Genomic DNA, 23,766 nt, shown 5'->3' with positions numbered 1-23,766 from the left:
GCGCCGCCGGGCGCCCCCCCCGGGGGGGCCCGCGGGGGCGGGCCCCCGGGGGGGGGGGGGGGGCCCCCCCCCCCCCCCCCCCCCCCGACGGTCCTCGCCGGCCCATGAGCCGCCTCACCCCTCGCCCGCGGCCCGGCGCAGCGCCAGCCACACCCGGTCCCGGGTGACCGGCAGCTCCGTGAAGCGCAGACCGGTCGCGTCGCGCAACGCGTTGGCCAGGGCCGGCGCCACCGGGTTGAACGGACTCTCGCTCATCGACTTGGCGCCGAGCGGGCCGATCGCGTCCCGGGTCTCGGAGAAGTGCACCTCGGTGCGCGGCACGTCCGCGTACTGCGGCAGCCGGTAGCGGCGGAAGGCGGCCGTCGACACCTCGCCGCGCGCGTCGACGCGCACCTCCTCGAAGAGCGTGGCGCCCAGCGCCTGCGCCACCCCGCCCTCGACCTGGCCGCGGCACTGCATCGGATTCATCACCTTGCCGGCGTCCGCGGCGTGCACACTGCGCAGGATGCGGATCTCGCCGGTGTCCGGATCCACGGCGATCCGGAACCACTGCGCGTTGAAGGCGACCGAACGCGGCGAGCCGCCCCAGTGCCCGTCGGCCGCGAGCTCCTCGGCCGCGCCGAGGGCGCGCGCCGCCTCGTACAGCTCCTTCAGCGTGACGATCCGGCCCGCGCAGTCCACGGCTTCGGGCCCGAGCAGGCACAGATGCCGGGCCACGCCCGTGTGACGGGCCGCCAGCGTCCGCAGCCGCTCGGCGAGCGAGCCGGCGGCCAGCAGGACGGCCTTGCCGGCGACGACGGTGCCGGCGGAGCCGAAGGCGCCGGTGTCGTGGCGTACGACGTCGGTGTCGGACTGCCGGACGGTCAGCCGGTCCTCGGTGGTGTTCAGCGCGCCCGCGGTGATCTGCTGGTGGACGGTGGTGGTGCCGTTGCCGAACTCCGCGGTGCCGACGGCGATGTCGTAGGTGCCGTCCGGAAGGAGCGAGACGCGGGCGTCGGCGTAGTGGCCGCCGGGCGGCCCGGTCGCGATCATCGCGAGCCCGGTGCCCTGCCCGACCAGCCAGCCCTCGGGCGCGTCCTCGGCGCTGCGGTCCTCGGCGATCGCGCTCCGGACGACGGAGAGGCACTGGTCGAGTCCGTAGGAGGCGATGTGCAGGTCCTCCTCCTCGCCGATCGGACTGTGCATGCCCTCACCCGGGCCGATGACGTTCTTCTCGCGGAAGACCAGCGGGTCCATGCCGAGCCGGCGGGCCAGTTCGTCCATCACGGACTCGACCGCGAAGGTGACCTGGCCGAGGCCGTAGCCGCGGAAGGCGCCGGCCGGCACGACGTTGGTGTAGACCGAGTAGGCGTCGACCTTCTTGTGCGGGGCGCGGTAGACCGCGAAGGACTCGCCGACGCTGTGGAACATCACCGCCGGGCCGTGGTTGCCGTACGCGCCCGTGTTCGCCACCACGCGCATCCGTACCGCCGTCAGCGTGCCGTCGGCGCGGGCCCCGGCCTTGACGCCGATCGTGAACGGATGCCGGGTGGTGGCGCCGTGGAACTGCTCGGCCCGGGTGTACTCCAGCTTCACCGGCCGGCGCAGCTTCAGCGCGGCGAGCGTCACGACGTCCTCGGTGAGCATCTCCTGCTTGCCGCCGAAGCCGCCGCCGACCCGGCCCGCCACCACCCGGACCTCGTCCTCGGCGAGGCCGTACAGCGCGCACAGCGCCCGCCGGGTCAGAAACGGCGTCTGGGTGGACGAGCGCACGGTCAGTCGCTCACCGCTGCCGTCCTCCTTCGGCTCGAAGTACGCCACGCAGCCATGCGTCTCCAGACTGGCGTGCTGCACCCGCTGGGTGCGGAAGGTCTCCTCGTAGATCACGTCCGCCTCGGCGAAGCCGCGTTCGACGTCGCCGATCTCGCCGTGCACCTCGCCCGCCACGTTGTTCCCGACCCGGGCGATCCGCGCCTCGGGCCCCTTGCCGGCGTGGATGACGGGCGCGCCCGGACGCATCGCCTCCTCCGGGTCGACGACGTAGGGAAGTTCCTCGTAGCTGACCTCGACCCGGCGGCAGCCCTCCTCGGCCGCCTGCTCGCTGTCGGCGACGACGGCCGCGACCCGCTGTCCCACGTACCGGACGACGTCGTCGAGCACCCGGGTGTCGTCCGGGTCCTCGGTGGGATGTTCATGGCGGGCCGAGGAGTACAGCGTCCGCGGCGCGTCCTCGTGGGTGAGCACGGCCCGCACGCCGGGGACGCGCAGGGCGGCGCTCGTGTCGATCGCGACGACCCGGGCGTGCGGGTGCGGCGAGCGCAGCAGCCTCATGTGCAGCAGGCCGGGGACCTCGACGTCGAAGGTGTAGCGGGCGGTACCCGTGACGACCTGCGGACCCGCGGGCGCGCCGACGTTCCTGCCGACGGCCTTTCCCGCGCAGGGCCGTTCGGTGTGCTGGACGCCCCGGACGGCGTCCTCGATCGCCCGGTAGCCGGTGCAGCGGCACAGATTGCCCTTGAAGGCGCGCGGCAGGTCGTCGAGCTTGCCGTCGTCGTACGCGGTGCCCCGCTCGGCCTCCAGCGCGGCCGTGGTCATCAGGAACCCGGCCGTGCAGAAGCCGCACTGGTAGCCCTGGGCGTCGAGGAACCGCTGCTGTACGGGATGGAGTTCACCGTCCGGCGCGGCCAGGCCCTCGACGGTGGTGACGGCCCGGTCCGCGGCCCGCACCGCCGGGTAGAGGCAGCTGTGCACGGGCTCGCCGTCCACGTGCACCGTGCAGGCGCCGCAGTCCCCGGCGTCGCAGCCCTTCTTCACGCCGAACCAGCCGCGCTCGCGCAGATAGGTGCGCAGGCACTGGCCGGCCCGCGGCTCGTCCTCGAACGGGCGGTCGTTGATCCGGACCCGGAAGCTCATCGGGCGTCCTCCCCGTGCGCGCCGGTCAGTTCGCGGCGGACCTCGTCGGCGAGGCGGAGCGCCATGTGCCGGCGCCACTCGGGCAGGCCGTGGATGTCGTCGAACCAGTCCTCGGGCCGCACGGCCTCGTCGACCGCCCGGCGCAGGCGCTCGCGGTCCGGCGGCAGCGGGAACCACAGCCGGAACGGCCGTACCGTCGCCGCGGTGACCGTCACCGTCAGCGAACCGTCCATCGGATCCAGGGCGCCGACGACCAGCGCGCCCGAGCGGCCGAGGCCGTACAGCGACGCCTGACGGAAGGCCGTCCGGCACGCGAGGGCCCGGGCCGGCAGCGTCACCGAGCGCAGCAGCTCGCCCTCGGCGAGGTCCTTGACGCCCGCGCCCAGAATGAAATCGGCCACCTTGACGCGTCGGCTCGAACCGTCCTGGGCGAGCAGCAGACAGCTGCCGTCGAGCGCGGCGGTCAGCGAGATGACCGGGCCGGCCGGCAGGCCGTTGCAGAGGTTGCCGCCGACGGTCGCCATGTTCCAGATCTTGAACGAGGCGAGGAAGGCGCGGCAGCACTGCTCGAAGAGCGGCGCGGCGGGCGCGTCGAGATCCCGCCTCCCGAACCGGGAGAGCTGGGCGATCGTGCAGGTGGCGGCGATCTCCAGGGAGCCGTCGGGCCGGCGGACCAGCGGCGGCCAGCCCGTCCGGCTCAGATCGACGAGCCGCCGCAGATGCGGCTGCGGCTCGGAGAAGAGGTAGGTGCCGCCGCCGAGCCAGGCGTCACCCGGCCGCCACGGCTCTCGCCGGCGCGCGTCGCGTACGTCCGTCACCGTGTTCAGGTCCATCCCGGCTCCCCAGGCCTCGCATGGTTGCTTTCCCGCCAGTGAAGCCGTGGAGGAGGGGCCGGGACGACTGGTGCGGCACCTGGAAATCTGCCGCCGGCGCGGGGCGCCGGCTGGAGGATCGACCAGGGGAGGGGTACGGCGGGGCGTGTGGCTGGGGCCGCGGGCGGGCCGGCGGGCGGTTGGGTCTGGGGACGGGGCCAGGGTCGGGCCGGTGGGGGAGTGGCGGCGCCGGAGGCGGGTCGCCCGCCGACAGGGCTCGCAGCCCGGCCGGGCCGAGGCCGAGGCCCGAGGCCCGAGGCAGGACCGCGGACGGGCCCGCGGCGGGACCGGAGCCGCCCCTCGGGGGATCGCCGACGGGCCCGCGGCGGGACCGTTCTCAGGTCCGCCGCGGGCCCGTCCGCCCGCTGTCAGGTCCGTTCGGTCTCAGGTGTCCTCGGACACCGTGCCGACGACCTCGCCGACGTCGCTGTCCTTCAGGGCCCGGGCCACGTCCGCCTGGGCGACGATCCCGACGAGGACGTGGTCGTGGATGACGGGCACACGACGGATCTTGTGCTCGCTCATCACCTTCAGCACGGCGTCCGCGGAGTCGTCCGCGGAGACCCACACGACGTCGTCCTGGGCGAGTTCGCCGGCCGTGCAGCTCGACGGGTCCTTGCCCTGGGCGACGACCTTGACGACGATGTCGCGGTCGGTGAGCATGCCGTGCAGCTTCTCGTCGGCGCCGCAGATCGGCAGCGCGCCCACGTCGAGCTCGACCATCTTGCGGGCCGCGTCGACGACCGTCTCGGTGTGGCCGACGCAGGTCACGTCGGGAGTCATCAGGTCACGTGCGGTGGTCATGGGTTCGTTCGCCTTCGTGCTCGGGCCGGGACGCCCGGCGGCGGGGCCGCCGGCGCCCCGACGGGGTGTGCTTCGGGGCGCTGCGGCGGCCTAGGAGGTGCCTCGGGTGCGCCGCCGCATCGCGTCGCGGGACTTCGCCGCCTCCTCGGCGGCCCTGTCCATCCCCTCGCCGGCCTTCTCCATCCCCTCGCGGGCCTTGCCGGCCGCCTCCTCGGCCTTGCCCTCCATCTCCATGCGTTCGTTGCCCGTGGCCTTGCCGGCGGTCTCCTTGAGCTTGCCCTTGCCCTTCTGCATGGCGCTCTTGCGCATGATCCGTCTCCTCCGCATCTGTCGGGTCGTGTGCGGTGTCGTATGTGCGGTGTCGTAAGCGTGTCGTCTGGCGAGTGGCTCTGGTCGCGGGTGTCAGCCGGCGCGTTCCTGGAGGGTCTTCACGATCGCCGCCGAGAAGGCGTCCAGGTCGGCGGGCCGGCGCGAGGTGATCAGCGGGTGACCGCCGGAGGTGTCGACGACGACCTCACGGTCCCGCCAGGTGCCGCCGGCGTTCTCCAGATCGGTGCGGAGCGAGGGGTACGAGGTGATCTCGCGGCCCTGCACCACGCCGCTCTCCACCAGCAGCCAGGGGCCGTGGCAGACGGCGGCGACCGGCTTGCCCGCCCGCGCGATCGCAGCGACCAGGCGCTGGGCCTCCTCGTCGGTGCGCAGCCGGTCGGCGTTCAGGGTGCCGCCGGGTACGACGACGGCGTCGTACTGTCGCGCCGAGGCGTCGGCGAGCGTCGTGTCGGGCTCGACGACGGCGCCGGGCCGGCGGTCGGAGACCAGGGTCAGAACGGGCTCGTCCCGCTGGGAGGCGACCGTGACCCGTGCTCCCGCTTCGCGCAGGGCCGCCATCGGCTTGGTCAGTTCGTCCTGCTCGGTCCCGTAGTTCGTGGTGAGGACGAGCACGTTCATTCCGTCGAGCGTCACGATGGGTGACTCCTTACGGTGGTCCGGGACTCAGCGGTTGTCCAGGGACCTCTTCAGCTCCGCCTTGTTCATGGAGGACCGGCCGTGGATGTTGCGCCGCTGTGCTTCCGCGTACAGCTGGTCGTACGTGGGCCCCTCGGAGCCGCTGTGGGAGCGTTGGCCGCCACGACGCGAGGACGACATGTCCTGGGTGGAACTCTTGCTCGCGGTCTTCGACTCGCCGGAGCGGGCGCGTTCCTTGTTGACGGTGCGGGCGGCGATCTCCTCGGCCCGCTTCTTGCTCTCGCCCCGGTCCTGGGCACTCTCCTTGATGTGCTCGTACTGCCGTTCCCGCTTGGGGCTCGATCCACGAGGCATGGCGACGCTCCTTTCCTGTGCTTCCCGCTGTCACGGGCTCTCACCGGGCTGCTGCCCCCATCGACCGGGATCATTCGGTGTCAAAACCACCCGAAACGGGAATGCTCCTCTCAGGACGCTCGACCGACGGACCCCGTCGTACGCCATCCGGGCGCGGCGAAGGCCCTCGCCGCCGTCGAAGGAGCCTCATGTCCAGCCATCCTCAGTCCACCTCCGCTCCCGCCTGTGACGCCGCGGTGCGGCGCCAGGCGTTGGACGGGCTTCCCGAGATCGACCGGCCCACGCAGGTCTCCACGGACGACGCGCAGACGCTCTCCGCCGCGCTCCTCGCCCGGCTGCGGGACCTGGAACCGGGCACGCCGGAGCACGCCTACGTCCGGAACACGCTGATCGAGCTCAACCTGAGCCTGGTGCGGTTCGCCGCCCGCCGGTTCCGCAACCGTCCGGAGCAGAAGGAGGACATCGTCCAGGTCGGCACGATCGGCCTGATCAAGGCGATCGACCGGTTCGACCCGGACCGGGGCATCGAGTTCTCCGCGTTCGCGCTGCCGACGGTCGTCGGCGAGATGAAACGTTTCTTCCGTGACACCAGCTGGGCCGTCCGGGTGCCCCGGCGGCTCCAGGAGCTCCGCATCGACATGGCCAAGGCCGCCGACTCCCTCGAACAGAGCCTCGGCCACCGCCCCACCCGCGCCGAGGTCGCCGCCCATCTGCACGTGCCCGAGGAGCGCGTCGCCGAGGGCGAACTCGCCGCGCGCGGCTACACGGCCCGCTCCCTGGACGTCTCCGTCTTCGAGGACGGCGACGCGCCCCGCGGCGGCTCCCGCCGCGTCGCCGTGTCCGAACCCTCGTACGAACTCATCGAGGACGTCGCCTCCCTGAAGCCGCTCATCGCCCAGCTCGGCGAGCGCGACCGGCGCATCCTGACCCTGCGCTTCGGCGAGGAACTCACCCAGGCCGAGATCGGCGAGCGCCTCGGACTCTCGCAGATGCACATCTCCCGCCTGCTCACCCGGATCCTCGACGAACTGCGGACGGGCCTGCTGGACGGCGAACCGGCCGCGGCGGACACGTCGGGCGCCACCGCCACGGGCACCTGCACCGGCACCGCGGTCGCGACCCGCGCCCCGGCCGGCACCGGCACCGCGGCCGGCTGACCGCGCGCCGGCACGGCAGCCGGCTGACCGCACGTCGGCACCGCCGGCACCGCACCACGCCATCGGGGGCCCCGACCGGGGCCCCCGATCCGCGTTTTCCCCTCGGTCACCCGGGCAGCCGCTCCCACGGACCGGCCCCACCCGGCCCCACCCAGGGAGGGACCACCCAGGCCACCAGACAGGGGCGGCCACCCATGGAGGTGTCATGACCGAGTTCGGCTACTTCCTGTCCTGCGAGGAGTTCGGTCCGGACGACCTCGTCGAGCAGGCCCGGATGGCTGAGGACGCGGGCTTCCGCTCGCTGTGGATCTCCGACCACTTCCACCCGTGGACCGGCGAGCAGGGCCACAGCCCCTTCGTCTGGTCCGTGATCGGCGCCCTCTCGCAGGCCTGCTCCCTGCCCGTCGAGACCGCCGTCACCTGCCCGACCGTGCGCATCCACCCGGCCCTCGTGGCCCAGGCCGCCGCCACCTCCCAGGTCATGCTCGACGGGCGCTTCCGGCTCGGACTCGGCAGCGGCGAGGCGCTGAACGAGCACATCCTCGGCGGCACCTGGCCGGCCGCCGACGTGCGCCTGGACATGCTGGAGGAGGCCGTCGAGGTGATCCGCCGGCTGTTCACCGGCGAGGAGGTCACCCACCGGGGCCGCCACTACGAGGTCGAGAACGCCCGGCTCTACACCCTGCCCGACACCCCGCCGCCCATCGACATCTCCGCCTTCGGCCCGCGCGCCGCCGACCTCGCCGCCCGGATCGGGGACGGCTTCGTCACCACCGCCCCGGACGCCGACACGGTGGAGCGCTTCCGGGCCGGCGACCCCGCACGGCCCGCGTACGCCGCCACCAAGGTGTGCTGGGCGCCCGCACGCGAGGACGCCGTCCGCACCGCGCACCGGATCTGGCCCACCGAGCACCTGCCGGGCGAGCTCAACCAGATCCTGCCGACGCCGCGCCACTTCGAGCAGGCCTCGGAACTCGTCACCGAGGACACCGTCGCCGGCAGCGTGGCCTGCGGCCCGGATCCCGAGGAACACCTCCGCGCGATCCGCCCGTACGTGGAGGCCGGCTTCGACCGGGTCCACATCGGCCAGATCGGCCCCGACCAGCGCGGATTCTTCGACTTCTACCGCACCGAGGTGCTGCCGCTCCTCGGCGGCGGAGCCGACAACACGAGCAGCCCGGCACCCGACCGTACCGACCGTACCGACCGCACGAACGGAGGCGACCGGTCATGACCAAGGCGACCGTCGGCGACCACCTGCTCGACCGGCTCCGCGCCTGGGGCGTCAGCCACGTCTTCGGCTATCCGGGCGACGGCATCAACGGACTGCTCGCCGCCTGGTCCCGGGCCGGCGACGATCCCCGCTTCATCCAGGCCCGGCACGAGGAGATGGCCGCCTTCGAGGCGGTCGGTTACGCCAAGTTCTCCGGCCACGTCGGCGTGTGCGCGGCCACCTCCGGCCCCGGCGCCGTCCACCTCCTCAACGGCCTCTACGACGCCAAGCTCGACCACGTTCCCGTCGTGGCGATCGTCGGCCAGACCGACCGCAGCGCCATGGGCGGCTCCTACCAGCAGGAAGTCGACCTGCACGCGCTGTTCAAGGACGTGGCGAGCGCCTACCTGGAGACCGTCAACGTCCCCGAACAGCTCCCCAACGTCCTCGACCGGGCCATGCGCACCGCCTACGCCCGCCGCGCCCCGACCGCCCTGATCATCCCGGCGGACGTCCAGGAACTGCCGTACACGGCACCGGAACACGCCCACAAGATGGTGCCCTCCAGCCTCGACGTCGGCGGCTGGACGCCCGTGCCCGACGACGCCTCGCTCGCCCGCGCCGCCGAGGTCCTCGAAAGCGGCCGACGGGTCGCGATGCTCGTCGGACAGGGCGCCGCCGGCGCCTCCCGCGAGGTCGAGAAGATCGCCGACGTCCTCGGGGCGGGCGTCGCGAAGGCGCTGCTCGGCAAGGACGTGCTCAGCGACGAACTGCCGTACGTCACCGGCTCCATCGGACTGCTCGGGACCCGCCCCTCCTACGAGCTGATGCGGGACTGCGACACCCTCCTGACCGTCGGCTCCAACTTCCCGTACTCCGAGTACCTTCCGCCGTACGGGCAGGCCCGCGCCGTCCAGATCGACATCGACCCGCACATGGTGGGCCTGCGCTATCCCTACGAGGTCAATCTCGTCGGCGACGCCGCCGCCACCCTGCGCCGGCTGCTGCCGAAGCTGAACCGCAAGGAGGACCGCGGCTGGCAGGAGTCCGTACGGGACGGCATGCGCCGCTGGAAGGCCGTGATGGAGCGCCGGGCCGCCGTGTCCGCCGACCCCGTCAACCCCGAGTACGTGGCCCGCGCCCTCGACCCGCTGCTGCCCGACGACGCGATGATCACCTCCGACTCCGGCTCCGTCGCCAACTGGTACGCCCGGCACCTCACGATGCGTCACGCCATGCGGGGCTCGCTCTCCGGCACGCTCGCCACCATGGGCTGCGGCGTCCCGTACGCCATCGGCGCCAAGTTCGCCCACCCCGACCGGCCGGCGATCGCCCTGGTCGGCGACGGGGCCATGCAGATGAACGGCATGGCCGAGCTGGTGACCGTCGCCAAGTACGCGCAGGAGTGGACCGACCCGCGGCTCGTCGTGGCCGTGTGGAACAACCAGGACCTCAACCAGGTCAGCTGGGAGATGCGCGCCATGGGCGGCACGGCGCCCTTCGGCCCGTCCCAGTCGCTGCCCGACGTGCCCTACGCCGGTTTCGCCCGCTCGCTCGGCCTGGAGGGCATCCGCGTCACCGATCCCGGACACGTCGAGGACGCCTGGCGCCAGGCCCTCGCCGCCGACCGGCCCGCCGTCCTGGACTTCCGCACCGATCCCGACGTGCCGCCGATCCCGCCGCACTCCACCTGGGAGCAGATCGAGGCCACCCTCGCCTCCCTCGTGCACGGTGACGGCGACCGCGGCCATGTGGTCGTCCAGGGCCTCAAGGCCAAGGCCCAGGAGATGCTGCCGCGCCGGCCCGGCGGGCGGTGAGGTGCCGGCTCTTCGACGCGCCGAAGCCCTTCGCCACCGCACGCCTGTCCGCCCACCGCCGTCCCGTACGGCGGGGGCCCGTCCCCTACGGCGCGGCCGCGCGGTCCCGCGTGGGCCGGTCCGGGCCGGGGTAGCCGCCGGGCAGGCGTCCGGAGGTGATGACCCGATGCCGCAGCCGACACCGCGCCCCGCCGCGACCGTCGAGAGGCCGCCCGCGGTCCCCGCCCACCGGCCCCGGCCGCTGGGCGAGTACGCGCTGCTCGCCGACGGCGAACGCGGCGCGCTCGTCGGACCCGACGGCGACGTGGTGTGGCTGTGCGTGCCCGGCTGGGACGACCCGGCGGTGTTCGCCGAGCTGATCGGCGGCTCCGGCGCCTTCCGGATCCGCCCGGAGGACTCCTGGTACGTGCCCGGCGGCTCCTACCGCGACGGCACGCTGATCTGGACCGGCCGCTGGACGCTCACCGACGCCGTCACCGAGTGCGCGGACGCCCTCGCCGCGCCCGCCGACCCGCACCGCGCCGTCGTGCTGCGCCGCGTCCGCGCGTGCTCGGGCCAGGCCCGGGTGTCGCTGCGGCTGGCCGTCCGCGGCGGCTACGGCGTCGACCCGCCGCTCGTGCCGCACCGCACCGGCCCGGCCACCTGGGAGGCCGAGCGGGGCGGCCTGCGGATGCGGCTCAGCGGCATCGAGACGGCGCGCGTCGGCCCGGACGGCGAACTCACCGCCCGGCTGACCGTCCCGGAGGGCGGGGAACGCGACCTGGTGCTCGAACTCTCCGACCGCCCGCTGCCGGCGCCCGTCGACGCAGTGCGGGCCTGGCAGGACACCGAGCGGTTCTGGGCCGGCGCCGTCCCCGACTGCTCCTCGCTGCCCGCCGCCCGCGACACCCGGACCGCGTACGCCGTCCTCACCGGCCTCACCGTGCCCCGTACCGGCGCGATGGTGGCCGCCGCGACCACCTCCCTGCCCGAACAGGCCGGCACCGACCGCGACTACGACTACCGCTACGTGTGGCTGCGCGACCAGTGCTACGCGGGCCTCGCGGTCGCCGCCCACGGCCCCCACCCGCTCACCGACGCCGCCGTGCGGGTCGTCACCGAGCGGGTGCTCGCCGACGGCCCCGGCCTGCGGCCGGCCTACCGGGCCGGCGGCGGCCCCGTGCCCGAGGAGCGCAGTCTGCCGCTCAGCGGCTTCCCCGGCGCCGCCGACCGGATCGGCAACCGGGCCGGACGGCAGTTCCAGCTCGACACCTTCGGCGAGGTGCTCGAACTGCTCGCCGCCGCGGCCCGCCAGGACCGGCTCGACCGCGACGGCGTGCGCGCCGCGCGCACGGCCGTCGCCGCCCTGGAGGACCACTGGCGGCGCCCGGACGCGGGCCTGTGGGAACTCGACACCGCCTGGTGGACCCACTCACGCCTGGCCGCCGTGTGCGGCCTGCGCACCGCGGCGCGCGACCTCCGCGCGGACGGCACGGACAGCTGGCGGGACCTCGCCGACGCGATCCTCGCCGAGACCCGGGCGCGCTGCGTCCACCGCTCGGGCCGCTGGCAGCGCGCCGCCGCGGACCCTCGCGTCGACGCGGCCCTGCTCCGGCCACTCACCTCGTCCGCCTGGCCCGGCGGCGGCCCGCTGCTCACCCCGACCCGCCGGGCCGTCGAACGTGATCTCGCGGAGGACGGTTTCGTCTACCGCTTCCGCCCCGACGGCACCGGGATCGCGGGTGGATCCGGCAGCGGGGACGGCTCCGGGAGCGCAGGCGGCTCCGGGACGCTCGGCCGGAGCGAGGGAGCCTTCCTGCTGTGCGGCTTCCTCATGGCCGCGGCCTGCCGCACCGAGGGCCGTCATGTCGCCGCCGCCCGCTGGTTCGAACGCACCCGCACCGCTACCGGCCCCGCCGGCCTCTTCGCCGAGGAGTACGACGTATCCCGCCGCCGCCTGCGCGGCAACCTCCCCCAGGCCTTCGTCCACGCCCTCCTCCTGGAGAACGCGGCGCGGCTGCGGACCGACTAGGAGTCGACGGAGACGTCCCGGTCGACCTCGCCTGCGGCGTCGGACGCAGCCTGGACCTGCTTGTGCAGACGATCCCACCTGGCATCACTCGCAGTCTCAAGATCCCGCTGCTCGCAGACGAGTTCGTTGAGGTCGTCGGCCTGCGCCCCAGGTGGGTCCGCGTGGCCGCCGTCAGGGCGCAAGCTGAGGCGGAATACGGAAACAGCTCCAGCGGGATCTCGCCCGCTGTCGCTATCCGGCCCGCATCTGAGCTCGTGTGTCACAACGCGATTGCCCGGTAGGCCAATGCCTGGTCGACCACTTCATCGGCAGAGAGCTCTCGCTCTGGCGGCCAGAAGATCAGGCCGCTGACGTGGCCCGATGGACAGGCCAGGGCGCCGTCAAGCCTGTCCAGCCAGCTGTCCGCCTCGTCCTCGGACGCATAGTCCCCGTTCATGATCTGCTGCACGAGCGCGATCGCTTCAGCCCGGCTCATCTCGACGGCACCCATCACGGCCTCCCTGAGCACCAGCCTAACGAGCAGCATGATCGGCCTGGCAGCTCCCAGGAAGGGTCCGGAACGTCCCGCCCGGAAAGTCCCGCCGGGCCCGCGGGCGGGCGGCGATAGCTTCCGGTCACGGTTCGGCTCGGGAGTGGCTCACGCCGCCTGGCTGCCGCCCGGCAGGGTCGGGTCCCGGCCGGGGCTTGTGGTGGGGCCGGTGGCGGGGGACGGGCCGGGTGTGGGCGGTGTCGGGGTGACGACCCAGCGCTTGTGGGCGGCCGGCTGGTGGGTGAGGCTCAGCCGGTGGTGTTCCACGGCGAGCTCACGGCCGTCGCCGTCGGTGAAACGGCCCGCCACGTCGTACACGCCGCAGTGCGCCCGTCCGACCGGCAGCCGCTCCGGAGGGAGCCGGACCTCGTACGGCCCGCCCGGCCGGAACCCGCCCAGGACCGTCCGCGTGGCGGCCAGCACCACGTCGTCCTTGCTCCGGGTGTCCTCGAAGACCAGGCCGTCGATCTCCCGGCCCAGCCGGAAGGTCAGGCCCACGCTGACGACCGCGCCCTCCGGGACGTCGAGCGGCTCGGCCCCGGCCGGGTCGCGCAGGGGCACTTCGACCCGCCCCAGCTCGTCGCTGTAGAGGGAGACGTCCACCAGTTCGAAGTCCGTCATGGCGGCTCACCGCCTTTCGCTGCGGGGCCGGCGCAGGGTTCTGGCCAGCAGGGCCGTCGCGCCCACGGCAGCCCCGGCGACGGCTCCGGTGCCCGCCGGATGCCGGGCGAGCGCGGTCCACGGCGACCGTTCGGCGGACTCGGCGTCGAAGGGCCCGTGCGCGCCGTGGTCGTGGCCGCCCGGCCCGTCGAGCGGCGCCCAGAGATTGGAGGGAGCGGCCGCCGGCGCCGGTTCGTCGGTCTGCTGGGAGTCGTACGCGGTACGGGCGACGTAGCGGTCCACCAGCGCGGGAGCCAGCCGGTGCGCGAGCACGGCGGCCGCGGTGGAGGCGCCGACCCGGTACTCCTTGCGCCGCGGGTGCCGGGCGGCGTGCAGGACGGCCCGGGCCGCGACCTCGGGCTGGTACACCGGCGCCACGGGCCGTGGCCGGTGCGGCAGCCGGGAGAGCGCCCAGGAGAACTGCGGGGTGTTGACGGCCGGCAGCTGCACGACCGTCACCGCGACCCGGCTGCGCTGGTGCAGCAGTTCGAGCCGCACCGACTCCGTGAAGCCGTTGATCGCGTGCTTCGCGCCGCAGTAGGCCGCCTGGAGCGGTACGGACGCCTCGCCGAGCGCCGAGCCGACCTGGACGACGGCGCCCGCGTCACGCGGCCCCATGCGCCGCAGCGCCGCCCGCGTGCCGTTCACGCAGCCGAGGTACGTGACCGCCGTGACCCGCTCGTACTCGTCCGGGCCGATGCCGAGGAACGGCGCGAAGACCGAGGTGAAGGCCGCGTTCACCCACACGTCGAAGGGACCGAGACGGCGCTCCACGAGATCGGCCGCCGCCTCCACCTCCTCCGGCCGCGCCATGTCCACCGGTACGACCAGCGCCTCGCCGCCCGCCCGCTCGACCTCCCGCGCCGCGGCCTCAAGGCCCACCCGGCCGCGCGCCAGCAGCGCCACCCGCGCGCCCGACGCCCCGAAGGCGCGGGCGGTGGCCCGGCCGACCCCGGCACTGGCGCCGGTGACGACCACCGTGCGGCCCGCGAACGGACCCGGTGCGCCACGGGTGGTCCGCAGCACGGCCAGGCCCTCCACGAACGAGGCGACATCGGACGTCCGGATCATGGTCACACTCCTCCTGTCACCGTACCCCCGCTCGCCCTGTCGCCGTGCGACTGCCCCGGCGCCGACGGAACACGCGTCGCGTCGCGGCGGGCGGCGTGCCACCGCCCCGGCGGGCGCGTGCCACCGCCTCGGCGCGGGCGTGAGACCGGCCCCCGGGCACGTCTGACGGCCCCGCGCGGGGGTAACCGCCCCGGCAGGAGGTGTCCGCGATGGATGAAGTCCGGTTGTCCCCGCATGAGCAGCGCATCCTCGCCGAGCTCGAGGAGAGCCTCGGCCGGGACCGCGCCCTCGCCCGCCGCCTGCGGGCGATGCGCCGCGGTCTGCTGCGCAGGCTGCTGATGAGCGTGGGCGTGGCGGTGGCGCTCGCCGGGTCCGTCGCCCTGCTGGCCCTGGCCACCGCCACCGGCCGGCCGGGCTTCGTCTGGGCCTTCGCGGGCGCGTGGCTGCTGAGCCTGACCGGCCTGACGGTGCTGGTCGTGGGCTGGTGCCATCGCTGGTCGGCGGCGCAGCAGGGCGGCGCGTGACCTCGCGCGGGGCGCGCCGGGCGCCGGTCGCCCTGCCCGTGACCGTGCCAGACGCCACCGTGCCCGGCCCGTCGTGGGCCCGGGCGCCGGTCGCCGTGGCCGTCACCGTGCCCGGCCCCGTCGTGGGCCCGGGCGCCGGTCGTCGTGCCCGGTTCGTCGTGGGCGTGCCCGGCCTCGTCGTGGCCGCCCCGTGGGTGCCGGGCCCATGTGCGCCCGGCCCGTGTGCGCCGCCCCCGTGTGTGCCGGACCCATCTGCGCCCGCCCCATGTGCGCCCGGCCCATGTGCGCCCGCCCCGCGTGTGCCGGACCCATGTGCGTCCGCCCCGTGTATGCCGGGCCCGCAGCCGGGTACCCGCGGCGAATGAGCCCGATGAAAATGCTGCGAGCGCCGGGAGTGTACGCACCGCAGGGCGACACCGCCCTCCTGATGGAGAGCCTCGACCGCGAGGATCTGCGGCCGGGAGTCCGGACGCTCGACCTGTGTACCGGCACCGGCATCCTCGCCGTCGCCGCGGCCCGCAGAGGCGCCGACGCGACGGCGGTCGACATCTCCGGCACCTCTGTCGCCACCGCCCGCGTCAACGCCCGTCTCCACGGATGCCGGGTCAGAGTCGTCCGTGGCGACCTGGCCGCGCCGGTGGCGGACGAGCGCTTCGACCTGGTGACCGCCAATCCGCCCTACGTCCCCGCCGCCTCCGAGCGCGCACCGGCCCGCGGCCGGCGCCGGGCCTGGGACGCGGGGCCGGACGGCCGGCTGCTCCTCGACCGGATCTGCCGCACGGCGCCGGACGTCCTCGCGCCGCACGGCGTGCTGCTGCTGGTCCAGTCGTCGCTGAGCGGTGTCACCGACAGCCTCGCCGCGCTGCGGGAGGCGGGCCTGCGGGCCCGCGTGGCGGCGAGCGGCATCCAGCCGTTCGGGCCCGTGATGGCGGCCCGGGCGGCCTGGTTCGAGCGCCAGGGGCTGATCCCGCCCGGGACGCGCAGCGAGGTCCTCGTGGTGATCCGCGCCGTCCGCGAGACCGCCCGCGTGCCGGTGGCCGGGCGCGACAGCCACCCGGTGGCCGCGCCGGGCAACCCGGCGGCGGGCGCGGCATGACGCGCCGGCGCCCGGCCGTGAAAACCGCCAAGGGAGGAGGACCCGATGACAGCTCGCGCTGACGGACAGGCCCGCGGCGCCGCCCTGTTCGACCTCGACGGGACGCTCGTGGACACCAACTACCTGCACACCCTGGCCTGGTGGCAGGCGATGCGGCAGCACGGCCACGACGTCCCGATGGCCCGCATCCACCGCGCGATCGGCATGGGCTCCGACCGGCTGCTCGACGCCGTGCTCGGCGCGGAGCGCCGGCCCGGCGAGGACGGCGCCCTCGCCGACGCGCACGGCACCCTCTACGCGCTCTGGTACGAGACCCTGCGGCCCTTCGACGGCGCGGCCGAGCTGCTGCGCGCGGTCGCCGCCCGCGGCTGGAAGGTGGTGCTCGCCAGCTCGGCGGCCGAGGAGGAAGTGGCCGCGATCCGGCGGCGGCTGGACGCGGACGACGTCATCGCCGCGGCCACGTCGGGCGGCGACGTCGACACCACCAAACCCGCTCCCGACCTCGTCGAGGCCGCCCTCAGATCGGTGGACACCGATCCGGAGGACGCCGTCTTCGTGGGCGACACCGTGTGGGACGTCGAGGCCGCCGGCCGCGCGGGCGTGCCCTGCATCGCCCTGCTGACCGGCGGCATCTCCCGCGGTGAACTGGAGGACGCCGGCGCGGTCCTCGTCCACGAGGACGCGCAGAGCCTGCTGCGCCACCTCGACGCGAGCCCGCTGTCCCGCCCGCCGTCCTGAAACCGCGCCGCCCCTGACCCGCGCACGTACACATGCCCGCGCCCCTGCCCGTACGGACGTTCCTACGGACAGGGGCGCGGGTCACAGCGCGGCGGCCGCGGCCTTCACAGCGCGGCGGCCGCGGCCTTCAGGTCGGCGACCAGGCCCTCGTACATGCCGTCCCGGTCCTTCGCCCGCAGCACCGCCGACGGATGGACGGTCGCGAGCACCCGCATGCCGTCGCCGACGCCCTCCTCGGGCTCCGGCAGCGGCCTCGGCACACCGCGGTCGCTGCCGACCCGGAAGGACGGCCCGAGCAGGGCCCGGCCCGCCGTGGCACCCAGCGTCACGATCAACTCGGGTGAGACGAGCCGAAGTTCGGCCATCAGCCAGGGCCGGCAGGCGAGCGTCTCGCGCAGGCTCGGCGCCTTGTGGATGCGGCGCTTGCGGGTCTCCTCCTCGGTGAACTTGAAGTGCTTGACCGCGTTCGTGAGGTAGAGCTCCTCCTCCGCGAGCCCCGCCTCGCGCAGCGCCCGCGACAGCAGCCGGCCCGCCGGCCCCACGAACGGCTCTCCTTCGCGGTCCTCCTGGTCGCCGGGCTGTTCGCCGACCAGCATCAGGCGCGCGTGCGCCGCGCCGCGGCCGAACACGGTGCCGCCGGCGTACCGGTGGAGCGGACAGCCACGGCAGTCGGCGGCGGCCCGGCGGTGGGCGGGCAGACCGCCGCGCGCCGGCAGGAAGGGAGTGGCGTCGTAAGGCTCCGGGGCGGGGCCGTCGTCACGGGTGCCGGTCATGGCCGGTCCTCCCGGGTCTCTCGGATCCGCCCGGCCGCACGGGCCGCTCGGGCCGCTCGGGCCGTGCGGATCCTGCGGAGCGCGGCCCGCCCGGCCCGACGACCAGCCGGAAGCCGTCGCGGGGCCGGGTCGGGACGCGGTTCAGCGGAATCCGCAGGTCCTGGTCGGGCACGGTGAAGTCCAGCCGGGCGAGTTCGCGCGCCAGCCGGGAGAGCACGGTGACGGTGATGTCCTCGCCCGGGCAGCGGTGCCCGTCGCGGGGCCCGCCGCCCTGCGGGATCAGCGCGTCGGAATGCGGGGCCGCGGCGAGGAACCGGTCCGGGACGAAGCGGAAGGGTTCGTCCCACAGCGCGGGGTCGTGGTTCTGCCCGTACACGTCGAGCAGCAGCATCGTGCCCGGCGGCACCCGCTCGCCGGCCAGCACGAGCCCGTCGGGCGCCAGCGCGCCGAGGAAGGGCACGAACGGGTAGAAGCGGCGTACCTCGTGGGCGAACGACCTGGCCAGCCGCGCCGACTCCGCGTCGTCCGCCGCGAGCCGCCGGCGGACGTCCGGGCGGGGCCGCAGGGCATGGGCGGCGAAGGTCAGGAACCAGGTGACGGCGACCGTGGGCCGCACGATGTTGAGCAGCTCCACCGCCGCCGTGGCCGGGTCGAGCAGGGAGCCGTCCGCCTCGCGGTGCCGCACCACCGCCTCGAGCGCGGTCCGCGGCGGGCCCGCCGCGGACGCGGAGGCCTCCCGTCGGGCCCGTACCACCGCCCGCCGCAGCGTCTCCTCCTGCCGGGCCCTGGCCCGCCGGGCCCGCAGATGACGCGGCCCGGCCGTGGCGAAGCCGTCGACCATGGCCACGCAGTCCCGGCCCAGCCGTTCGACGCCGGCCGCGTCGTGGCCGGGCAGCCCCGCCCAGTCGCTCACGGCCCGTGCCAGCACGAGCGCGCCCTCGTCGAAGAGCGTGACCTCCCGCCCGCGCAGCCCGTCGAACCGCCGCCGGAACTCGCCGGTCACCCGGTCGGCCAGATCGGCGACCGCAGCCGGGCCGGTGAGTTCGGACAGGAACAGCGCCTTGCGGGCGCGGTGCCGCGCGCCGTCCAGCGTGTGCACGGCGCCGCGTCCGAAGAGCGTGTCGAGCACCGGCCCCGGCAGCGCCCCGCCGCGCCGGGCGTGCCGCTCGTCGTAGAAGAAGGCGACGGCCTCGGGCCCGCGCAGCACCCGCACGGGATGCCCGAGCAGGCGCGTGCGCAGCGGCCGGTCGGCGCCGGGGCCGCCGTCACGCGTGCCCTGGCGCCGGGACAGGGCGGGCAGCCAGGCGTAGCCCTTCAGCAGCAGGGCGAGGGTGTTGTCGACGCTCATGGGCGGCTCCTGTTCACGGGCGGTCAGGTGTGGGGCGCGCCGTCCGGGTCGGTCGGCAGCGGTCCGGGGTAGGGGCCCGGCCGTTCGGGCTCGGTCGGAGCGCCGCTCGATGCCGCGCCGCCCATGCCCTGGTCCTGGCCCATGCCCGCGCCCATGCCCTGACCGGTGTCGCCGGCCATCCGGTCGCCCGGGCCCTCGCTCATGCGCCCGCCCGAGCCGGAGCCCGAGCCGGAGCCGGAGCCGGAGCCCATGGCCGTGCCCTCGCTCCCGCTGTCGGCGGGGCGCAGCCGGCCGCGCCAGGCGCCGGTGGCGTCGTCACGGTGCTCGATGAACTCCTTGAACCGCTGCAGATCGCCCTGGACCCGGCTCTCCAGGAAGCCGAGCGCGTCACCGGCCTTCTCGACCATGCCCTGCGGTTCGACGTCCATCGACAGGCTCACCCGCGTGTGGGTGGCGTCCATCCGCTGGAAGCTGACGACGCCCTTCTGCTTCACGTCGCCGCTCGTCGTCCGCCAGGAGATCCGCTCGTCGGGCAGCTGGTCGACGATCTCGGTGTCGAACTCACGGGTCACACCCGCGATCTTGGTGCGCCAGTGGCAATGGCGGTCGTCGAGCTGCCGCACCGTCTCGACGCCGTCCATGAAGCGGGGGAACTCCTCGAACTGCGTCCACTGGTCGTAGACCGCGCGCAGGGGAGCCTCCACCCTGATCGTCTCCTGCACCATGCTCATGGTTCTCCTCCTTCCAGGCGTGACGCACAAGTCGTACGAAACGCATGAAAACGGATGTCTGGACCTGTGCGACTACCCCTGATCGCCGCTCCCACGCCCGCCGGCGCGCGTCCGCCCGGGCACGGCCGGGCGCTCCCACGCCCACCGGCGCGCTTCCGCCACGGCGCGCCGGTGCCGCGGGCATACCGGCAGGCGAACGGGGCATCCGCCCTCACATCCCCCGATGCGAGCGGAGGTGTGCCGTGAGCGTTTCCGACGAACGCCCCAGGGTCGCCGCGAGGATCACTCCCGTCACCGACGGACCTCTCCTGGTCGAAGGGCCCGTGGAGATCGTCCTGCCGGACGGGACGGTCCGGCGCAGTGACCGGCCGGTGGTCGCGCTGTGCATGTGCCGGCGCAGCCTGAGAGGACCGTTCTGCGACACCAGCCACCGCCGCCGCATGCGGCGGGCCCGGCCGGAGGAGAGAGAACGGACGGAGGCCCACCGAGGCGTCCGGACGGACCCCGGTGAGACCGGCGGAGTCCGGACGGACCCCGGTGAGACCGGCGGAGTCCGGACGGACGCCGGTGAGACCGACGGACCCCGGTGAGGACGGAGGGACCCGGTGAGGACGAAGGGATCCCGTTGAGGACGGAGGAGACCGCGCCATGACCACCACAGCCCCGCGCGAGACGCTCGGGACGCGCGACGCACACGAGACCGAGGAGCGCGCCCCGTCCGCCCGGCCTGGACTTCCGCCGCCGCGCGGAGACCTGTCCGCCGCGGTGGTGGACTTCCTCGCCGGCCGCGGCCGGGCGCTGCCCGGCCGCCGTACGACGGCCACGGCCGACCCGTACGGCGAGGACCTCCAGCTGGCGCTGCACCTGGCCTACGAACTCCACTACCAGGGCTTCGCCGACGTGCCCGACGCCCTGGAGTGGGACCCGGACCTGCTGCGGCTGCGCGCCCTGCTGGAGGCGCGCTTCGAGGAGGCGCTGCGCGACGGCTGCGGGCGGCTCGGCCGCCTGGACGAGGCCTTCGACACGCTCCTGACCGAGCCGGCCGACGGCCACGGCGTCTCCCACTACCTCGTCCGCCACGGCACCCTGGAGCACCTGCGGGAGTACGCGGTGCTGCGCTCGGTGTACCAGCTCAGGGAGGCCGACCCGCATCTGTGGGTGGTGCCGCGGCTGCGCGGCCGCGCCAAGGCCGGGATGATGACCGTGCAGTACGACGAGTACGGCTGCGGGCGGGCCGAGCGCATGCACGCGCGGCTCTTCGCCGACCTCATGAGCGACCTCGGCCTCGACCCCTCCTACGGCCGCTATCTGCCCGCGGTGGGAGCGCCGGCCCTCGCCACGGTGAACCTGATGTCCCTGCTCGGACTCCACCGGGCCCGCCGCGGCGCCCTCGTCGGCCACTTCGCCGCCCTCGAGATCGCCTCCTCGCCCGCCTCCTCCCGGATCGCCGCCGCCCTGCGCAGGGTCGGCGCCGGCGAGGCCGCGGTGCACTTCTACGACGAGCACGTCGAGGCCGACGCCGTCCACGAGCAGCTCGTGCGGCGCGAGGTGGTCGACGGGCTGCTCGCCGACGAACCCGGCCTCGCCGGCGACGTCGCCTTCGGCGTCGAGGCCACCGCCCTCCTCGAGGACGCGCTCGCCGACTCCGTCCTCCGGGCCTGGGAGGCCGGGACCACCGCCCTGCGGGCGCCTCTCGACCCGCCGCCCGCCCCGACCGGGAGCACGCCATGAACCTGACCGAACGGCGGCACGGCGACTCCGGTACGCCGTACTCCGACGCGAGCCCGCCGCGCGACACCGGCCCGGCGGAGCCCGCTCCCGCGCCCGACCGGCCCGGCCGCACACCGCCGGTCCTGCCACCCGACCACACCCAGGCCATCCTGGAGGTGACCAAGGAGGTCGCCGCGGTCCTGAAGACCTCCGGCTGCCCCTTCGCCCTCGTCGGCAGCGTCGCGGCCTACGCGCACGGCATCCCCGTCCGGCTCCAGCACGACACCGACTTCGCGCTGCGCCGCGAGGACGCCGAGACCGTCACCCGGCTGCTGCGCCAGCGCGGCATCCGGATCGTGGAACCGCCCGAGGACTGGCTGGTGAAGGCCCGCAGCGGAGGAGAGGAGATCGACCTGATCTTCTCCCTGGCCGGGCGGCCCGTGACGACCGAACTGCTCGAGCGGGCCCACACGCTGCCCGTGGACTCCGTCCACATGCCCGTGATCGCGCCCACCGACCTGATGGTCGGCCGGCTCGCCGCGCTCTCCGAGCACCACTGCGACTTCGGCGCCCTGCTGCCCGTGGCGCGCGGCCTGCGCGAACGCGTCGACTGGGACCGGGTCCGCGAGGAGACCGGCGAGAAGCCGATGGCGGCCGCCTTCCTGTACCTGCTCGAACTGCTCGACGTGCTCCCGCGGACGGGCACGGGCACGGAAGCGGGCACCGCAGCGGCGACCGGTACGGGCACGGGTACGGGGACGGCCGCGGACTCGGGTACGGGTACGGGTACGGAGGGAGGGGCCCGCGATGGGGACGGCGGCTGAGCACGGCGGAGGCCCCGAGGGCGAGTACCGCATCGCCCGGCTGCGCGAGCGGCTCGCCGGCGACGAGCTCGCCGAACTCGGCGTCCAGGTCGAACAGCGCGGCACCGCCGTCCTGTTGACCGGCACCGTGCCGACCGCCGCCCACCGCGACGAGATCGTACGGCTGGCCCGCGAGGAACTGACGGGCCTGGTCGTCCGCGCGGATCTCGCCGTGGTCTGCGCCGACGCGCCCGACCGCTTCGAGGAGCTGCCATGAGCGCGCCCACCGTCCCCGACGCCGTCCGGGTCGCGGCCGTCGGCGACATCCATCTGAGCCCGGACTGCCAGGGCCTGCTGCGGCCCGCCTTCGCCGCCCTGCCGGACCGCGCCGACCTGCTGCTGCTCGCCGGCGACCTGACCCGGCACGGCACCGTCGAGGAGGCCGAGGTGGTGGCGGGCGAGGTGCGCGAGTGCGGTGTGCCGGTGGTGGCCGTCCTCGGCAACCACGACTACCACTCCGGGCAGGAGGAGGCGATCACCCGCGTACTGCGTGATGCCGGCGTCCACGTCCTCGAGGGCGACGCGACCGTGCTGCCCGTGGGCGGCCGCAAGGTCGGCGTCGCGGGCGCGAAGGGCTTCTGCGGCGGCTTCGTCGGCCGCAGCGCGGGCGAGTTCGGCGAACCCGAGATGAAGGCGTTCGTGCGCACGACCCGGCTGAGCGCCGAGCGGCTGTCCGCCGCGCTGGGCGAACTGGCCGCCGACGGCTGTGCCGTACGGATCGCGCTGACGCACTTCTCGCCGGTGCCGGACACGCTGGCCGGTGAACCGCTGGAGATCTATCCCTTCCTCGGCAGCTATCTGCTGGCCGAGGCGATCGACGAGGTCGGCGCCGACCTCGCCGTGCACGGCCACGCCCACCTCGGGACCGAGCACGGCATGACGGCGGGCGGTGTACGCGTCCGCAACGTCGCCCAGCCGGTGATCGGCCGCGCCTTCGCCCTCTACCAACTGTCGGCCGACGGCCACGAGCAGCCGCCACCAGGCCTCTGACCAGCGACGACAACGAGCTCCCGGTCCTGGACCGGGAGCTCGTTCACGTGCGGTGCGGGTGCGATCACGGCGGGCGTCTGCCTAGCCTGTTACCTGCGCGCCCCGCGAGGCGCGTGGGGCCGAAGCGGCGTCCTTCACCCTGCCGACGGATCCGTGGACACGCCCCATGGAAGGATGCATGCAGCACGTTTCTCGCCATACTGGATGAGCCGCCTGTCCCAGGCCTGCCGGCCGTGCGGCAGGGGGCCCATCGAGCGGCGGAAGGAGACCGCCATGCTCATCAGCCACGCCATGGAGGACGGCGTTCTGCACGTGGCCCTCCTGCGCGACCTCGACGTCAGCAGCAGAGCCGCGGCCTTCCTCGAGACCGAGGCCCTCCTGCTCGCCCACCGGCCGCGGCTGGTGCGCATCCAGATCCCCACCGCCGATCCCTCACCGGCCTCGCTCAGCGCGCTGACCCGGGCCCGCCGGCTGTGCGAGGCCCTGGGCATCCCGCTCACGGTCGTCGGCCCGGTCAGGACCGCCGCCGACCGGCCGCCCCACCCCACCGCCGCCTAGGTCGTTTCTTTCGGATCAGGCCGGATCAGCGAGCGGCGTCCGGTGTCGTGCATCGCAAGGCGGAGGAGGGAAGCGATGCGGTGGGGGCA

At 74.7% G+C, this 23,766-nt stretch carries 24 protein-coding genes and 1 pseudogene; 13 read left to right on the top strand and 12 right to left on the bottom strand.

What is annotated here, in order from left to right; translation table 11 throughout:
• Positions 1-114 precede the first annotated feature (114 nt).
• From ACIGO8_RS30650 to ACIGO8_RS30625, 6 genes are all read right to left on the bottom strand, one after another.
• Complete coding sequence (locus ACIGO8_RS30650; RefSeq protein WP_399737436.1) at positions 115-2,892, bottom strand: molybdopterin-dependent oxidoreductase; 2,778 nt, start codon at positions 2,890-2,892, stop codon at positions 115-117.
• The gene (locus ACIGO8_RS30645; RefSeq protein WP_399737433.1) at positions 2,889-3,725 is read right to left on the bottom strand and encodes an FAD binding domain-containing protein; all 837 of its coding nucleotides are present in this window, start codon (positions 3,723-3,725) and stop codon (positions 2,889-2,891) included. The genes ACIGO8_RS30650 and ACIGO8_RS30645 overlap by 4 nt, the downstream gene beginning before the upstream one ends.
• A 423-nt stretch (positions 3,726-4,148) precedes the next feature.
• Entirely contained in the window at positions 4,149-4,568 is a 420-nt protein-coding gene (locus ACIGO8_RS30640; RefSeq protein WP_399737431.1) for a CBS domain-containing protein, read from the bottom strand.
• Between the two features lie 90 nt (positions 4,569-4,658).
• A complete protein-coding gene (locus ACIGO8_RS30635; RefSeq protein WP_399737429.1) occupies positions 4,659-4,877 on the bottom strand; it encodes a CsbD family protein in 219 nt (72 codons plus the stop codon).
• Positions 4,878-4,970: 93 nt separating this feature from the next.
• Positions 4,971-5,531 (bottom strand): type 1 glutamine amidotransferase domain-containing protein, encoded by a 561-nt coding sequence (locus tag ACIGO8_RS30630; protein ID WP_399737427.1) that lies wholly within the window; start codon positions 5,529-5,531, stop codon positions 4,971-4,973.
• A gap of 30 nt (positions 5,532-5,561) precedes the next feature.
• On the bottom strand, positions 5,562-5,888 hold the full coding sequence (locus ACIGO8_RS30625; protein WP_399737425.1) for a plasmid stabilization protein: 327 nt from the start codon (positions 5,886-5,888) through the stop codon (positions 5,562-5,564).
• A gap of 188 nt (positions 5,889-6,076) precedes the next feature.
• Here ACIGO8_RS30625 and ACIGO8_RS30620 point away from each other — a divergent pair, with 188 nt between their 5' ends.
• The 4 genes from ACIGO8_RS30620 (at position 6,077) to ACIGO8_RS30605 (ending at position 12,086) form a co-directional block, all read left to right on the top strand.
• Positions 6,077-7,045, top strand: a complete 969-nt coding sequence (locus ACIGO8_RS30620; protein WP_399737423.1) for a SigB/SigF/SigG family RNA polymerase sigma factor — start codon at positions 6,077-6,079, stop codon at positions 7,043-7,045.
• Positions 7,046-7,250: 205 nt separating this feature from the next.
• Positions 7,251-8,279: an LLM class F420-dependent oxidoreductase gene (locus ACIGO8_RS30615; protein WP_399737421.1), complete on the top strand. Its 1,029-nt coding sequence runs from the start codon at positions 7,251-7,253 to the stop codon at positions 8,277-8,279.
• Positions 8,276-10,075, top strand: a complete 1,800-nt coding sequence (locus tag ACIGO8_RS30610; protein WP_399737419.1) for a thiamine pyrophosphate-requiring protein — start codon at positions 8,276-8,278, stop codon at positions 10,073-10,075. The genes ACIGO8_RS30615 and ACIGO8_RS30610 overlap by 4 nt, the downstream gene beginning before the upstream one ends.
• Positions 10,076-10,241: 166 nt before the next feature.
• Entirely contained in the window at positions 10,242-12,086 is a 1,845-nt protein-coding gene (locus ACIGO8_RS30605) for a glycoside hydrolase family 15 protein (protein ID WP_399737417.1), read from the top strand.
• 259 nt (positions 12,087-12,345) lie between these two features.
• Here ACIGO8_RS30605 and ACIGO8_RS30600 read toward each other — a convergent pair whose 3' ends face one another.
• The 3 genes from ACIGO8_RS30600 to ACIGO8_RS30590 form a co-directional block, all read right to left on the bottom strand.
• Positions 12,346-12,576 (bottom strand): e9imm peptide, encoded by a 231-nt coding sequence (locus ACIGO8_RS30600; protein WP_399737415.1) that lies wholly within the window; start codon positions 12,574-12,576, stop codon positions 12,346-12,348.
• A 147-nt stretch (positions 12,577-12,723) separates the two neighbouring features.
• Positions 12,724-13,236, bottom strand: a complete 513-nt coding sequence (locus ACIGO8_RS30595; RefSeq protein ID WP_399737413.1) for a hypothetical protein — start codon at positions 13,234-13,236, stop codon at positions 12,724-12,726.
• Positions 13,237-13,242: 6 nt separating this feature from the next.
• Positions 13,243-14,346 carry an SDR family oxidoreductase gene (locus ACIGO8_RS30590; RefSeq protein ID WP_399737411.1) on the bottom strand — a complete coding sequence of 368 codons (1,104 nt, stop codon included), beginning with the start codon at positions 14,344-14,346 and terminating at the stop codon, positions 13,243-13,245.
• 209 nt (positions 14,347-14,555) lie between these two features.
• Between ACIGO8_RS30590 and ACIGO8_RS30585 the strand changes: the two genes are divergently transcribed.
• From ACIGO8_RS30585 to ACIGO8_RS30575, 3 genes are all read left to right on the top strand, one after another.
• The gene (locus tag ACIGO8_RS30585) at positions 14,556-14,870 is read left to right on the top strand and encodes a DUF3040 domain-containing protein (protein ID WP_399737409.1); all 315 of its coding nucleotides are present in this window, start codon (positions 14,556-14,558) and stop codon (positions 14,868-14,870) included.
• Positions 14,871-15,240: 370 nt separating this feature from the next.
• Positions 15,241-15,966 (top strand): HemK2/MTQ2 family protein methyltransferase, encoded by a 726-nt coding sequence (locus ACIGO8_RS30580; RefSeq protein ID WP_399737443.1) that lies wholly within the window; start codon positions 15,241-15,243, stop codon positions 15,964-15,966.
• A 45-nt stretch (positions 15,967-16,011) separates the two neighbouring features.
• Positions 16,012-16,704: an HAD family hydrolase gene (locus tag ACIGO8_RS30575; RefSeq protein ID WP_399737407.1), complete on the top strand. Its 693-nt coding sequence runs from the start codon at positions 16,012-16,014 to the stop codon at positions 16,702-16,704.
• Between the two features lie 104 nt (positions 16,705-16,808).
• Here the strand turns inward: ACIGO8_RS30575 and ACIGO8_RS30570 are convergent, their stop codons facing one another.
• From ACIGO8_RS30570 to ACIGO8_RS30560, 3 genes and pseudogenes are all read right to left on the bottom strand, one after another.
• Positions 16,809-17,477: a UdgX family uracil-DNA binding protein gene (locus tag ACIGO8_RS30570; RefSeq protein WP_399737405.1), complete on the bottom strand. Its 669-nt coding sequence runs from the start codon at positions 17,475-17,477 to the stop codon at positions 16,809-16,811.
• The gene (locus ACIGO8_RS30565) at positions 17,461-18,825 is read right to left on the bottom strand and encodes a cytochrome P450 (protein ID WP_399737403.1); all 1,365 of its coding nucleotides are present in this window, start codon (positions 18,823-18,825) and stop codon (positions 17,461-17,463) included. The genes ACIGO8_RS30570 and ACIGO8_RS30565 overlap by 17 nt, the downstream gene beginning before the upstream one ends.
• A gap of 272 nt (positions 18,826-19,097) precedes the next feature.
• Positions 19,098-19,556: pseudogene (locus ACIGO8_RS30560) on the bottom strand (SRPBCC family protein); the annotation flags it as partial.
• A gap of 44 nt (positions 19,557-19,600) precedes the next feature.
• On the opposite strand from ACIGO8_RS30560, the gene ACIGO8_RS30555 reads away from it, so the two are divergent.
• From ACIGO8_RS30555 to ACIGO8_RS30530, 6 genes are all read left to right on the top strand, one after another.
• Positions 19,601-20,146 (top strand): CDGSH iron-sulfur domain-containing protein, encoded by a 546-nt coding sequence (locus ACIGO8_RS30555; RefSeq protein ID WP_399737401.1) that lies wholly within the window; start codon positions 19,601-19,603, stop codon positions 20,144-20,146.
• Between the two features lie 58 nt (positions 20,147-20,204).
• Complete coding sequence (locus ACIGO8_RS30550; RefSeq protein ID WP_399737399.1) at positions 20,205-21,287, top strand: iron-containing redox enzyme family protein; 1,083 nt, start codon at positions 20,205-20,207, stop codon at positions 21,285-21,287.
• On the top strand, positions 21,284-22,090 hold the full coding sequence (locus ACIGO8_RS30545; RefSeq protein WP_399737397.1) for a nucleotidyltransferase family protein: 807 nt from the start codon (positions 21,284-21,286) through the stop codon (positions 22,088-22,090). Before ACIGO8_RS30550 ends, ACIGO8_RS30545 begins: the two co-directional genes overlap by 4 nt.
• Positions 22,074-22,346, top strand: a complete 273-nt coding sequence (locus ACIGO8_RS30540; RefSeq protein WP_399737395.1) for a BON domain-containing protein — start codon at positions 22,074-22,076, stop codon at positions 22,344-22,346. The genes ACIGO8_RS30545 and ACIGO8_RS30540 overlap by 17 nt, the downstream gene beginning before the upstream one ends.
• Entirely contained in the window at positions 22,343-23,119 is a 777-nt protein-coding gene (locus tag ACIGO8_RS30535) for a metallophosphoesterase (protein ID WP_399737393.1), read from the top strand. Before ACIGO8_RS30540 ends, ACIGO8_RS30535 begins: the two co-directional genes overlap by 4 nt.
• 273 nt (positions 23,120-23,392) lie before the next feature.
• Entirely contained in the window at positions 23,393-23,677 is a 285-nt protein-coding gene (locus ACIGO8_RS30530) for a hypothetical protein (RefSeq protein WP_399737391.1), read from the top strand.
• Positions 23,678-23,766 lie beyond the last annotated feature (89 nt).

The organism is Streptomyces sp. NPDC053493 (assembly GCF_044544825.1).
GTDB lineage: Bacteria > Actinomycetota > Actinomycetes > Streptomycetales > Streptomycetaceae > Streptomyces.
Note: the sequence above shows the minus strand (reverse complement) of the source record. Positions and strands in the feature narration are given on the sequence as shown.

Coding starts and splice junctions, on each gene's coding strand:
- ACIGO8_RS30650 (WP_399737436.1), bottom strand. CDS start 2,892: ATGAGCTTCCGGGTCCGGATCAACGACCGCCCGTTCGAGGACGAGCCG.
- ACIGO8_RS30645 (WP_399737433.1), bottom strand. CDS start 3,725: ATGGACCTGAACACGGTGACGGACGTACGCGACGCGCGCCGGCGAGAG.
- ACIGO8_RS30640 (WP_399737431.1), bottom strand. CDS start 4,568: ATGACCACCGCACGTGACCTGATGACTCCCGACGTGACCTGCGTCGGC.
- ACIGO8_RS30635 (WP_399737429.1), bottom strand. CDS start 4,877: ATGCGCAAGAGCGCCATGCAGAAGGGCAAGGGCAAGCTCAAGGAGACC.
- ACIGO8_RS30625 (WP_399737425.1), bottom strand. CDS start 5,888: ATGCCTCGTGGATCGAGCCCCAAGCGGGAACGGCAGTACGAGCACATC.
- ACIGO8_RS30620 (WP_399737423.1), top strand. CDS start 6,077: ATGTCCAGCCATCCTCAGTCCACCTCCGCTCCCGCCTGTGACGCCGCG.
- ACIGO8_RS30615 (WP_399737421.1), top strand. CDS start 7,251: ATGACCGAGTTCGGCTACTTCCTGTCCTGCGAGGAGTTCGGTCCGGAC.
- ACIGO8_RS30610 (WP_399737419.1), top strand. CDS start 8,276: ATGACCAAGGCGACCGTCGGCGACCACCTGCTCGACCGGCTCCGCGCC.
- ACIGO8_RS30605 (WP_399737417.1), top strand. CDS start 10,242: ATGCCGCAGCCGACACCGCGCCCCGCCGCGACCGTCGAGAGGCCGCCC.
- ACIGO8_RS30600 (WP_399737415.1), bottom strand. CDS start 12,576: ATGGGTGCCGTCGAGATGAGCCGGGCTGAAGCGATCGCGCTCGTGCAG.
- ACIGO8_RS30595 (WP_399737413.1), bottom strand. CDS start 13,236: ATGACGGACTTCGAACTGGTGGACGTCTCCCTCTACAGCGACGAGCTG.
- ACIGO8_RS30590 (WP_399737411.1), bottom strand. CDS start 14,346: ATGATCCGGACGTCCGATGTCGCCTCGTTCGTGGAGGGCCTGGCCGTG.
- ACIGO8_RS30585 (WP_399737409.1), top strand. CDS start 14,556: ATGGATGAAGTCCGGTTGTCCCCGCATGAGCAGCGCATCCTCGCCGAG.
- ACIGO8_RS30580 (WP_399737443.1), top strand. CDS start 15,241: ATGAAAATGCTGCGAGCGCCGGGAGTGTACGCACCGCAGGGCGACACC.
- ACIGO8_RS30575 (WP_399737407.1), top strand. CDS start 16,012: ATGACAGCTCGCGCTGACGGACAGGCCCGCGGCGCCGCCCTGTTCGAC.
- ACIGO8_RS30570 (WP_399737405.1), bottom strand. CDS start 17,477: ATGACCGGCACCCGTGACGACGGCCCCGCCCCGGAGCCTTACGACGCC.
- ACIGO8_RS30565 (WP_399737403.1), bottom strand. CDS start 18,825: ATGAGCGTCGACAACACCCTCGCCCTGCTGCTGAAGGGCTACGCCTGG.
- ACIGO8_RS30555 (WP_399737401.1), top strand. CDS start 19,601: ATGAAAACGGATGTCTGGACCTGTGCGACTACCCCTGATCGCCGCTCC.
- ACIGO8_RS30550 (WP_399737399.1), top strand. CDS start 20,205: ATGACCACCACAGCCCCGCGCGAGACGCTCGGGACGCGCGACGCACAC.
- ACIGO8_RS30545 (WP_399737397.1), top strand. CDS start 21,284: ATGAACCTGACCGAACGGCGGCACGGCGACTCCGGTACGCCGTACTCC.
- ACIGO8_RS30540 (WP_399737395.1), top strand. CDS start 22,074: ATGGGGACGGCGGCTGAGCACGGCGGAGGCCCCGAGGGCGAGTACCGC.
- ACIGO8_RS30535 (WP_399737393.1), top strand. CDS start 22,343: ATGAGCGCGCCCACCGTCCCCGACGCCGTCCGGGTCGCGGCCGTCGGC.
- ACIGO8_RS30530 (WP_399737391.1), top strand. CDS start 23,393: ATGCTCATCAGCCACGCCATGGAGGACGGCGTTCTGCACGTGGCCCTC.